9 protein-coding genes are annotated in these 12,521 nt (G+C 50.1%); 7 read left to right on the top strand and 2 right to left on the bottom strand.

Going from position 1 to position 12,521, the window contains the following annotated elements:
• Window positions 1-68 precede the first annotated feature (68 nt).
• From AC1XTG_RS09090 to AC1XTG_RS09075, 4 genes are all read left to right on the top strand, one after another.
• Entirely contained in the window at window positions 69-3,293 is a 3,225-nt protein-coding gene (locus AC1XTG_RS09090; RefSeq protein ID WP_484841734.1) for a DUF1553 domain-containing protein, read from the top strand.
• A gap of 3 nt (window positions 3,294-3,296) precedes the next feature.
• On the top strand, window positions 3,297-4,808 hold the full coding sequence (locus tag AC1XTG_RS09085) for a DUF1501 domain-containing protein (protein ID WP_484841733.1): 1,512 nt from the start codon (window positions 3,297-3,299) through the stop codon (window positions 4,806-4,808).
• Window positions 4,809-4,878: 70 nt separating this feature from the next.
• Complete coding sequence (locus tag AC1XTG_RS09080) at window positions 4,879-6,069, top strand: alpha/beta hydrolase-fold protein (protein ID WP_484841732.1); 1,191 nt, start codon at window positions 4,879-4,881, stop codon at window positions 6,067-6,069.
• Window positions 6,070-6,084: 15 nt separating this feature from the next.
• Entirely contained in the window at window positions 6,085-7,779 is a 1,695-nt protein-coding gene (locus AC1XTG_RS09075; RefSeq protein ID WP_056289526.1) for a GMC oxidoreductase, read from the top strand.
• Window positions 7,780-7,819: 40 nt separating this feature from the next.
• On the opposite strand, the gene AC1XTG_RS09070 is transcribed toward AC1XTG_RS09075, so the two are convergent.
• Together AC1XTG_RS09070 and AC1XTG_RS09065 are read right to left on the bottom strand one after the other, a co-directional pair.
• Complete coding sequence (locus tag AC1XTG_RS09070) at window positions 7,820-8,068, bottom strand: KTSC domain-containing protein (protein ID WP_484841731.1); 249 nt, start codon at window positions 8,066-8,068, stop codon at window positions 7,820-7,822.
• A gap of 6 nt (window positions 8,069-8,074) precedes the next feature.
• A complete protein-coding gene (locus AC1XTG_RS09065) occupies window positions 8,075-8,761 on the bottom strand; it encodes a lipid-binding SYLF domain-containing protein (RefSeq protein ID WP_056289539.1) in 687 nt (228 codons plus the stop codon).
• A 214-nt stretch (window positions 8,762-8,975) separates the two neighbouring features.
• Between AC1XTG_RS09065 and AC1XTG_RS09060 the strand changes: the two genes are divergently transcribed.
• The 3 genes from AC1XTG_RS09060 to AC1XTG_RS09050 all read left to right on the top strand — a co-directional run bounded on the left by AC1XTG_RS09060 (window position 8,976) and on the right by AC1XTG_RS09050 (window position 12,509).
• Window positions 8,976-9,455 (top strand): Dps family protein, encoded by a 480-nt coding sequence (locus AC1XTG_RS09060; protein ID WP_056290541.1) that lies wholly within the window; start codon window positions 8,976-8,978, stop codon window positions 9,453-9,455.
• Window positions 9,456-9,551: 96 nt separating this feature from the next.
• Window positions 9,552-10,877, top strand: a complete 1,326-nt coding sequence (locus tag AC1XTG_RS09055) for a cytochrome P450 (RefSeq protein ID WP_484841730.1) — start codon at window positions 9,552-9,554, stop codon at window positions 10,875-10,877.
• A gap of 18 nt (window positions 10,878-10,895) precedes the next feature.
• A complete protein-coding gene (locus tag AC1XTG_RS09050; RefSeq protein ID WP_056289548.1) occupies window positions 10,896-12,509 on the top strand; it encodes a Na+/H+ antiporter in 1,614 nt (537 codons plus the stop codon).
• The last annotated feature ends 12 nt before the right edge of the window (window positions 12,510-12,521 follow it).

Here is a 12,521-nt window from a genome sequence, read left to right as displayed (position 1 = left end):
CATGCTAATAATATGCCATTATAGTAAATCTTAAATTATATTTAGATAAAGAACCGCTTTTACCTCAGATGAAAAAGGCGATCGTTTATTTAATCTGTTGTTTTGCCTGCTATGGTTTCACCACTTGCTCACCGCAGCTTCCCGACGAAGTGGAAGTGGCAATGGCGGAGTTGCCGGATAAACTGGATTACAACCGCCATGTAAAACCGGTTCTTTCAGATAAATGCTTTGCCTGCCACGGGCCTGACAAGGCCAAGCAAAAAGGCGGTTTGCGGCTGGACCTTCCCGGGTCCGCCTACGAAAAAATCTCCAAAACATCCGGCCGGGCAGCGATTGAGCCGGGCGATCTCGCTGATAGTGAATTCTTTCACCGCATTATCTCCGCTGATCCTGAGTATGTAATGCCCACTCCGGAGTCGCACCTTTCGCTTTCGGCGAATGAGAAAGCAGTACTGATCAAGTGGATCAGGGAAGGTGCCGTATACCAGCCGCATTGGGCGTTTGTGAAGCCCGAAAAACAGGAGGTACCTGCTACCCAATGGACAAATCTTGCCGTTAACCCGATCGATCATTTTATTTTTCAAAAACTGGAAGAAGAAAAGCTGCAACCTTCCGCACAGGCAGGTAAGGAGCTGCTGCTGAGGAGAGTATCCCTTGACCTGACCGGCCTGCCGCCGACTTTGGAAGAAATGGATCGTTTTTTGAAAGATAATACCGCCAATGCATATGAGAAACAGGTCGACAGGCTGATTGCGTCTCCCCATTATGGTGAAAAAATGGCCGTAGACTGGCTCGACCTCGCACGTTTTGCAGACTCGCACGGGTATACGGTGGACAGGATGCGGGATATGTCGCCGTACCGTGACTGGGTGATCGGCGCATTCAACAGGAACATGCATTATGATCAGTTTATCGCCTGGCAGCTCGCCGGTGACTTAATGCCGAATCCAACAAAAGATATGCGGATTGCGACCGCATTCAATCGGAACCACCAGCAGAATATGGAAGGCGGGATCATTGAAGAAGAATTTCAGACGGAGTATGTGGTTGATCGTACCAACACTTTCGGAGATGCATTCCTCGGGCTTTCGGTGAGCTGCGCCAAGTGCCACGATCACAAATACGATCCCGTTTCGCAGAAAAACTACTACGAACTTTTCAGCTTCTTCAATAATGTAAAAGAGGCAGGACAAATTTCCTGGGACGACGCCCTGCCCACTCCTACTCTGCTGCTGCCTAGTCCACAGCAGGAAAAAGTGCTGGAATTTATCAAAACCCGGATCAAACAATCGGAAGACAGCCTCAAACAAACAGAAGCGAAGGCTGATGTTGATTTTGATCAATGGATAGCAAAGGGCGCATACCGCAAACTTTCTAAACAAACTATCCCTCAAAGTGGTCTGCAAGCTCAGTTCTCGTTTGACAATGGCACGCTGAAAGATGCCATTAACCCGAAAAATGCAGGTACCATGAAACGCGAATCAGGTAGCCCGGCGGGAGAACCTGAGTTTACAGATACGCCCGGCGGCAAAGCCCTGCATTTGAATGGGGATGTGTACCTGGACCTGGGACAGGCTGGTGTTTTCAGGAAATCAGAACCTTTCAGCATTGGTATCCGCGTATTCATTCCGGGAGATCTGAAAGAGGGCGTCATATTCCATAAAAGTCAGGCGGAGCGGCTCTATAACTTCCGTGGCTACCATTTATACCTCAAAAATGACCGATTGGAAATTAACATGGCGCACACTGCTCCTTCCGACGCGATTACCCGGATTTCAAAGCAGCCGGTCACCCGAAACAAATGGATCCATTTAACAATGCAATACGACGGTTCGTCGCAGGCAGCGGGTTTCAGGCTTTTCCAGGACGGAGCAGAGCTGGCAATGGAAACAACAATGGACCAGCTTACAAAAGATATTTTGTTCAAATCAGCGGTTCAGCCGGGTTTGCAGATCGGTGCCTGGTGGCGCGGCTTTGGATTGACAGGCGGACAGGTTGACGACATTACGGTTTACAATCGCGCATTAACTCCCTTTGAGATCCCTGTTCTTGCCCAAAAAGTATCCTGGAAAGAGCTCGCGTCCAGGTTGCCCGCACAGCTATCAGCCGACGAAAAGCAGATCCTGAAAAACTATTACCTGGCGGCAGAAAGCAAGGAAGCTGCCGCAATGCGCGCCTCATTGCAGCGAAACCGCACCTTACTGTCCGATTCACTCGAAAATGTCCCTGAGCTGATGGTAATGGAGGAAATGCCGAAACCTAAGCAGGCGCGGGTGCTGCTCAGGGGAAATTACGATGCGCCCGGCGAAAAAGTGTACCCTGCTACTCCTGCCTCCATTCTTGCATTCCCCAAACATTTACCCAAAAACCGGTACGGACTCGCGCAGTGGCTGGTAGCGCCGGAACACCCGCTTACCGCCCGCGTGGCAGTAAACAGGCTCTGGCAAAACTTCTTTGGTACCGGCCTGGTGAAAACCACCGAAGATTTCGGCAACCAGGGAGAAATGCCCAGCCACCCCGAGCTGCTCGACTGGCTGGCAGTGACTTTCCGGGAATCCGGCTGGGATATGAAAAAGCTGAACAAGCTGATCGCCATGTCGGCTACTTACCGCCAGGATTCGCGCGTGAGCCGCGAGGTAAAAGAGCGGGATCCCGACAACCGGCTGCTTGCCCGGGGGCCTTCCAACAGAATGTCGGCAGAAATGATCCGCGACAATGCGCTGCTTGCAAGCGGATTATTAAACAGGAAAATTGGCGGTCAAAGCATTAAACCCTATCAGCCAGAAGGTTTGTGGTCCATCAACAGCAGCAATTATGTACCCGATTCCGGCGATGCAGTTTACCGCCGGAGCTTGTATGTGATTGTGAAACGCTCGGTACCTCACCCGACACTCTCCACTTTCGACGCCACTTCGCGCAGCTTTTGTGTGGTCAGAAGACAGAAAACCAACACGCCATTGCAGGCACTGGTCACATTGAACGACCCCACGTTTGTGGAAGCATGCAAGGTTTTGGGCGAACAAATGACCAGAATAGCCGACCCAAAAGCTGCCATAACCATTGCATACCGCAAGCTCACCGGCAAAATGCCTCCGCCAAAGGAACTGGACTTGCTGATCGCACTCCAAAAATTGCAAAGAGAAAAATTTGACAAATACCCTGAAAAGGCACAAGGCTGGCTTGGAAGCGGTCAATACAGGGTTACGATGAAGGTGGAGCCGGCGATGGTGGCAGCCAACAGCGTGGTAGCAAGTACAATTCTCAATTCTGACGCCAGTTTAACCAAAAGATAAGCGATGTCACACCACCACAAAGACGAATTCCGACTGCATTCACCAGACTTTGATGCCTTGCACCACAAGCTGGATCGCAGGCGGTTTTTAACCAAGACCTCCCTGGGATTAGGTGCGTTGGCAATGGGCTCACTCTTGGGATTGGGTAAAGTAACTGGCTCAGGAAGTCGGAATGCGACAGGCGGGACCGATCTGGAAGCGGACATTCTCAAAGCTTTGCCGCACATTGCCCCAAAAGCCAAACGCGTCGTTTACCTTTTTATGAGCGGCGGCCCGTCGCAGTTCGAAACATTTGATTATAAACCGAAACTGGTGAACCTGGCCGGTCAGGATCTGCCTGATTCCGTCAGAAAAGGCCAGCGGCTTACGGGCATGAGCGCCAGCCAGAGTGCATTGCCGATGGTACCTTCGATCTATCAATTCAATCAGCACGGAAAAAACAATACCTGGGTAAGTGAGCTGCTGCCCTACACCGCGCAGGTTGTCGATGATCTTTGCATTGTAAAATCGATTTATTCCGAGGCGATCAACCATGATCCGGCGATTACATTTTTTCAAACAGGAAACCAGTTTCCCGGCCGACCGTCTATCGGCTCGTGGGTAAGCTACGGGTTGGGTTCAGACAATCACAATTTACCTACATTCATTGTCCTCGTCTCCAAAAACGCGCCCAAAGACCAGCCGCTCTATGCCCGGCTCTGGGGCAATGGATTCCTGGAATCCAGGCACCAGGGAGTCCAGTTCAGGTCAGGTAAGGATCCGGTTTTGTTTTTGAACAATCCCGAGGGTTACGACGGTGCAGACCGCGCAGAAATGTTGCAATATTTAACCCAACTCAATCAACTCCAAAACGATTCCTACGGTGATCCTGAGATCGCGAACCGCATTGCCCAATACGAAATGGCGTTCAGAATGCAGACTTCGGTGCCGGAGGTGATGGATACCAGCCAGGAGCCCGACGAAGTGTTCGAGCTCTATGGTCCTGACAGCCGCGACGCGGGCACTTATGCGGCCAATTGCATTCTGGCAAGAAAGCTGCTGGAAAAGGATGTAAAGTTTGTACAGCTTTATCACCAGGGCTGGGACCAGCATGGCGGCTTACCAAAAGGGATAGCGAAGCAATGCAAAGACACCGACCAGGCCACCGCCGCATTGATTATCGACCTGAAAAGACGTGGCTTGCTGGATGATACACTGGTGATCTGGGGAGGAGAATTCGGGCGGACAGTATACTCGCAGGGCAAACTGACCGCAGATGATTACGGCCGCGACCATCACCCCAGGTGCTTTACCATGTGGATGGCGGGCGCGGGCGTGAAGGCTGGGCTGAGCTATGGAGAAACGGACGATTTCAGCTACAACATCGTGAAAGATCCGGTGCATGTACACGATTTTCACGCCACTTTAATGCATTTGATGGGCGTAGACCACGAGCGGCTTACCTATAAATTTCAGGGCCGCCGCTTCCGGCTGACCGACGTGCACGGAAATCTGGTAAAAGCGATCCTTGCGTGACAGGTATTCCGGCCGATTTTTCGTCTTATCCATATATTAGGCTCGCGCCGCTACTTTATACATCCCGACTTTGAAGAAAATACTCAGACATGCGCTGCTTGTTTCCGCAACCCTGGTCGCTGCCCAGGCTGTTTACGCGCAGCAAGCCAATGTAAACCTGGATTTTAATCCGCAAAAAAACACACAAAACCTGGTGCCTTACGGAGGTAGCGTGATTTCGCCCGAGGTGCACGATGATCACAAGATCACGTTCCGGCTCAAAGCACCGGATGCACAGAAGGTCGCACTTACCGGCGGACCGATTTTGCTGGCCCTGAAATCGAAGGGCCCGATCCCTTTTACCAAAGACAATGAAGGCAACTGGTCGCTCACAGTAGGCCCGGTGACGCCGAATATTTATGTATACCGGATCTTGCTCGACGGAGTGCCGGTTGTTGATCCCAATAATACACTGACCGGCAGCGCAAACCAGCCGGGGTACAGCAATGTGGTAGTGCACGACAGCAAACCTGCCTATTACGATGCACAAAAAGTGCCGCACGGAAGTGTAACCCGCCACATTTACCATTCGGATGTGCTGAATGGCGAGCGTGAAATGTTCGTGTATACTCCGCCGGGCTACGATCCGAAGAAGAAGTACCCGGTATTGTACCTGCTCGGCGGAAGCGGCGAGCTTGCCAATGGATGGGAGCTCGACGGTCGAGCCAACTTCATAGCGGACAACCTCTTAGCAGCAGGAAAGATCACGCCGATGATTATCGCAATGCCCAATAACCAGGTGTTGCACCGCTCTGACCCGCAGCATTTACAGAAAACTTACCAGCTTTTTGAGGATGAATTGAGAAAGCAGATCATACCATTTGTTGATTCGCATTATAGTACGGTTAAAGACAGGAAATCGCGTGCTATCTCGGGACTATCAATGGGCGGCCGGCATACGCAGGCAGTCGGCTTCAATGCGATTGATCTGTTTAGTTCGTTTGGTATCCTGAGTGCGGGAGACCTGGAACCTGAAAAGCTGAATCCGGCCTTTTTCAATGATCCAAAAATCAAAGACAAAGTGGATTACCTGCTGGTGGGTCTGGGAAGCGGCGAACTGGATTTCGTTGGGAAAAGATCAGCAGCAACGCACGCGGCGCTCGACAAAATCGGCGTAAAACACGAGTATTTCATTGGCGGCGAAGGCGCGCACGACTGGGGTACCTGGCGGATGCTCCTGCACGACAAGCTGCTGCCCAATTTATGGAAAAAGAAACCCTGAACGGTAAAAACAGAAATGGCATACTTCAATATTGATGCGGAAAAAGCCCGGACATTTGATGCAATCGTGGTTGGAACGGGCATTAGCGGCGGCTGGGCTGCCAAAGAATTAACTCAAAAAGGCTTGAAAACGCTGGTGCTGGAACGAGGGCAGGATGTAAAGCACATTGTCGACTACCCTACTACCAATATGCTTCCCTGGGAATTTGAGCACCGGGGTCAGCCTTCGCTGGCGATACGTGAAGCCAATCCGATTGCCAGCAAACATTATATTTTCAAAGAGGACGCCATGCATTTTGTTGTCAAAGATGCATTCCACCCTTATGTGCAGGAAAAACCTTTCGACTGGATGCGCGGCTACCAGGTAGGCGGCCGGTCGCTGTTGTGGGCAAGACAAACGCAGCGCTGGTCGGATTACGATTTTGAAGGTCCCGCCCGCGACGGTTTTGGGATCGACTGGCCGATCAGGTACAAGGATATTGCTCCCTGGTACAGCTACGTAGAGAAATTTGCAGGTATTTCGGGAAACAAAGACGGGCTCCCGCAGTTACCTGATGGTGAATTTCTTCCGCCGCACGAAATGAGCTGCGTTGAAAAGCATTTCACTGATCAAACTGCCAAAAACTATAAGAATACGCGACCAATTATCATTGGCAGAGCAGCACACATCACTGATCCGCAGCCTGTACACCTGGAACAAGGCCGGGCAAAATGCCAGCACAGGAACATGTGTCAGCGCGGCTGCCCGTTTGGAGGGTATTTCAGTACAAACTCTTCTACTTTACCCTGGGCTGAAAAGACGGGGAACCTCACGCTCCGGCCGCATTCGGTGGTGCATTCGGTTATTTATGACGAGAAGAAAAAAAGAGCTACCGGCGTGCGGGTGGTAGATGCGATCACCAAGGAAATGAGCGAATACTATGCAAAAGTGATTTTCATCAATGCGTCTGCCATTAACTCCAACCTGATCCTTCTCAACTCCCGGTCGAGCCGCTTTCCCGATGGACTCGGAAACGACAGCGGTACGCTGGGTAAATACATTGGTTTTCACAATTACCGCGGCCGGGTCAGTGCCGAGTTCGACGGGTTTCACGATCGTACCACCGACGGTCGCCGCCCGAACGGCGCTTACATCCCAAGATTCAGGAACGTTTTCAAACAGGAAACAGACTTCCTCCGCGGCTATGCAGTTTCCATGAGCGCGTCGAAAATGGGCAATGCCAACAATGGTATTGGTGAAGATCTGAAAGCGAGCCTCTTTGCGCCGGACGAGAGCGGTTGGAGCATCGGTACTCAGATGATGGGAGAAACGCTGCCGAAAGAAAGCAATATGATCAGTCTGCACCCGACGCTCACCGATGCCTGGGGTATCCCACAGCTACGGATGTCAGTCGCATTCGATGAGAACGACATGAAAATGGTTCAGGATTTTTATACCGAGCTGAGTGAAATGTTGTCTAAAGCAGGATTTACAAACATCAAAACAGCAGATACAAAACGAAACCCGGGCAGTGAAAACCACGAAATGGGCGGCATCCGAATGGGCAACGACCCAAAAACATCCATGCTCAACAAATGGAACCAGCTACACCATTGTCCAAACGTAATCGTCACCGACGGCGGCTGCATGACCTCAACCTCCACCCAAAACCCCTCCCTAACCTACATGGCACTGACCGCGAGGGCGGTGGATCATTATTTGAAAGGCTGAGTCTTCGACTGCGCTCAGACTGACAAGTGCTCCTTACTTGTCAGTCTGAGCGGACCGGGCCGCCGGGCAGTCGAAGGGCATGGCGCACGCTCCCTTCGACCCGCTCAAATTCAAAGTTACCTTTGATATATTTATTCAAAAAAGTACCCTTGGATGTGGTGGCCTTCATGGCTTGATACACTTCCAGGGGTACTTTTTTATAGTCGTAGACCATCCCGGAAACGTAGGTGATCCTGAGTGTTTCCGTATCTCCGTCATAGCTGTATGATGAAACGACCGAGGATGGCATCTTGCATTATTTGTTAAATTCGTCCAGTCTGGCGCGCAGGTCTTCTACCGGTTTTGAAGATACATTCGAGCTTCTGAAGACCGTTCCTGCGTCCTTCCAATCGTCATAAAATTCATTGTTGGCTTTGGTATCTACTGCCAATGCAGCTCCGTTGATCGTGATTCCGGCAAACAATCCTTTGCTTCTCGAATAGGAATACACTTCCGCTTCCAGCTTGTAATCTGTCTGCGCAGAGGAGCTTCTCCCCATGGGCCCGGCTGCTACCGAAAGATCTCCGCCAAGTGTAAAACTTCCTTTCCCGATTTCAAGCAATGTTTTACTGTTCTTGAATACGAGTACCAGATCCACAGCCTGCACGCCGATCTGCGCACCGATACTTCCGCCGGTAATGGTGATAAACACAGGATCGCTCCATTCCCCATTCTCCTTTTTCACCATCGCCACGCCGCGGCCGTACTTACCGCCCACCATCAATCCTGCATTGATCATCTTAGGTATAATGATTACACCCTTTGAAATATTCAGCAACTGTGCGGGTATGTTCTCCTGCATCTCATTAAAATCATCCAAAACAGCAGTAGCAGCAACCAGCTTTTCTTCTTCTTTGGCCTGCGCCATTACAACTGTGTTTGCAAAAACACCTGACAGCAATAAAATCGCGATCAATCTTCCTTTCAATTCTGCAATGAACATGGTTAAAATAATTAGTGGATTGTGAGTAATTGTCTATAAAGTATCGTGCCGTAAATGCGCGTTTTCACATTTCCAGCCGCTGCGGCCGTCCTGTTTGTCATACTTTATTCATTTTCGACCGGATTAACGTATAGTAATGCGTTATATGATATATTGGTACGATTTTGTTGATTTAAATAAACTGAAACACCATTTTCAATCTTACGCTACTATTATGGATGCCAAAGCAATCAGCCTCAATGAACAGGAAGTAAAACCTGTTGTAGACCTGCTCAATGATTACCTCGCCAACTACCACATTCACTACCAGAAACTGCGTGGATGCCACTGGAATATAAAGGGTCAGAACTTTTTTACACTGCATGTAAAATTTGAAGAGCTCTATACAAATGCACAGCTGACGATCGACGAGATTGCAGAACGTGTACTTACACTCGGAAAGGCGCCGCACAGTCGTTTTGCGGATTATATCAATGAATCGCAGATCAAGGAGATCAATACTATCGGAATGCAGGACCTGGCTATGGTGGACGCGATCCTGGACGATATGGCGAAGCTGATCGAGCTGGAACGCGAGCTGCTCGAAGCTACTTCGCAGGCCGGTGACGACGGTTCCAATGATATGGTTAACCGTTTCATGCAGTTTAAAGAAAAGAATACCTGGATGCTGCGTTCTTTCGCAGGCAAAAAATAAAGTCAGGCCAACACCGATTTTACCAAAACCATCTGCCTTGCAGGTGGTTTTTTGCGTTTCTATGATTTACTTGTATGCGTCTTTAAAATCAAAACCATGCGCACTATACCACAACACCGGATCGGGAGATTCAGCTTGTTAGGAGCTGTCAAATTTGCACAGGACCCGCTGCACTTTCTGCAGCAAGGTTTCGATCAGTGTGGCGATACTTTCAGGATCAGGCTCTTTCGTGAGTTTGTGATCAGCCGCGATCCCGGATTTTTCAAACACATTCTGCAGCAGCATAATAAAGATTTCAAAAAAGGAAGCTCTTCCAAAATGCTGCAGCCCGTGCTTGGCAATGGGCTGGTCACAAGCGAAGGCGATTTCTGGCTGCGGCAGCGGCGACTGGTTCAGCCTGCCTTTCACCGGGAACGTTTACAGGAACTGTTCCTCACGATGGGCGACCTCACAGCAGCTTTTCTGGACGATATGGAAGCGGTTCGCGGGAAAGAAGCCATTGATATTGATGCCAAGATGATGGCGATCACTTCGGATATCGCATTGAAAACGCTGTTTGGGAATATGACAAGCGAAGACAAAGCACAGATTTACAAGCAGGTAACACGTACGCAGAAATACCTGGTGACCCGCGTGCGCAGGCCGTACCGCAGGCCATTAATGGCGATCAACGGAGAAGATAAGTACTTCCGCACCGACCTGGGCTACTTCAATAAGCTGATCTTTAATTTTATAGAGCAAAGAAGAAAGTCGGGCGACGCGCCTAATGATCTACTTCAACTCCTGCTGGACAGTACCGACGAAGATACTGGCGAGCAAATGAACGATCAGCAGATCCGCGACGAGGCGATCACCATGTTTGCAGCCGGCCACGAAACCTCTGCGACCGGCCTGAGCTGGCTCTTGTGGGAGCTATCCAAACAACCTGCTATCACCAGCCGGATCAGGGAAGAAACTGAGATTTTTGATAATGTGCCCACTTTCGAGCAGCTGATGCGCATGCCTTATACCCGGCAGGTTGTCGAAGAAGGGCTCCGGATGTACCCGCCTGCCTGGACTATGACACGGGAGGCGGTGATCAACAGCGATATCGAAGGGTACCACATTCCCAAAGGCACCTCCGTGTTTTTGTCCGTTTTCGAGCTGCACCGGAACCCGCATTTATGGGAGAACCCCTCTGTTTTCAATCCCGGTAATTTCAGTCCTGAAAATGTAAAGAACCGGCCTAAATTCAACTATCTGCCTTTTGGAGCAGGTCCGCGGATATGTATCGGACAGCAATTTGCGATGATGGAAATGCAGTTGCTGCTCGCCTCACTGGTCAAGCGTTTTACTTTTGAAAATGATCCTGCGCACACCGTCGGAATGCACCCCCAGATTGTTCTTAAATCCACAAATGGTATTAAATTGTACGTGAGATAAGTTCACTCCTACGCCTGTATGCACAACGATATCATTCTGTACCTTTCGCTCATTGTCATCATTTTGTTCCTGGTAATGCTGGCGCAGCGGATCAAGGTATCTTATCCGATCGTGCTTGTCCTTGGCGGACTGGTGCTCGGCTTTGTTCCCGGCATTCCGCAGATTGACATCAATCCCGACCTGATCTTCCTGATCTTTTTGCCCCCGCTACTTTTTGAAGCCGCGTGGCAAACTTCCTGGAAAGACTTCTGGAAATGGCGGCGCGTAATTGGCTCTTTTGCATTCGGTATAGTCATTTTCACCTCCTGCGTAATCGCATTTGTCTCCAAAGCCATTATCCCGGGCTTTACACTTGCACTTGGTTTTCTACTCGGCGGCATTATCTCTCCGCCGGACGCAGTTGCGGCTACTTCCATTCTTAAAGATGTAAAAGTATCCAAACGACTGATTGCGATCGTGGAAGGCGAGAGCCTGCTCAATGATGCGTCCAGCCTTATCGTATTCCGGTTTGCACTGGCTGCCATCATCACCGGCCAGTTTGTCCTGGCAGAAGCTGTGACAAGTTTTTTCCTGGTCATAATCATGGGTTTTGCTATCGGTATCGGCATTGCATTGCTGTTCTACGCAATCCATCGGTGGATGCCCACAACGCCAAGTATCGACACCATCCTGACTTTCGTGGCTCCCTATACCATGTACATCGTGGCGGAAGAATTTCACTATTCAGGTGTGATTGCGGTGGTAACCGGCGGCTTGTTCCTGTCCGACAGGAGTCACAGCATTTTAAGCCACCTAAGCCGCATTCAGGGAGTTAATGTGTGGAGTACGGTCGGGTTTGTGCTCAACGGAATCGTATTCATGCTCATCGGACTCGAACTGCCGATTATCATAGAACAGCTGGGAGATACTTCGCTTTTTGACGCCATCAAATACGGATTGATTATTTCCCTTGTCGTCATCATCACACGCATTATCAGCACGTTGGGCGCGTCTGTGTTTACCGTTTTTATCAGCAGATTCATCCGGACAGCAGACAGCAGTCCCGGCTGGCGGGCGCCGCTTGCTTTCGGGTGGACAGGAATGCGCGGCGTAGTTTCATTAGCTGCCGCATTGTCCATTCCGCATTTGATTAATGGGGGGCAACCGTTCCCGCAACGCAACCTGATCCTCTTTATTACGTTCGTGGTAATCATGGTGACACTCGTTTTTCAGGGACTAACGCTGCCGTGGGTGATCAAAATGCTGAATATCGAAGAAATGGACTACGATGTTACCGTTCAGGAACAGGATGTGCTGATCCGGCGTAAACTTGCGCAGGAAGCGCTCAGCCTGATCAATGAACAGTATGCAGACGTGGTGCCCCACAACGAGCTGCTGCAAAGCCTGAAATACAAACTCGAAAGCGATATAGGCTTTTTAAATCACGTAAGAGAAAGTGACCCGCAGCATTCCGGCCACGATTATGTGACGCAATACCAGTCGATCAGCAAAGAAATCCTGGAAAGAAAAAGGGAGCTGCTGCACAAATTCAATAAGAAGGCGATGTTTGAGGAAGAGGTGGTAAGGCAGCACCTGGCGCAGCTGGATCTGGAAGAAGAAAAAGTAAGGCAGCAATTCCTCCATATGGAATAATGCCGCCCTTTG

Source organism: Dyadobacter sp. HNCC25DJ183, from assembly GCF_056895175.1.
This window is presented reverse-complemented; position numbering and strand designations above follow the sequence as displayed.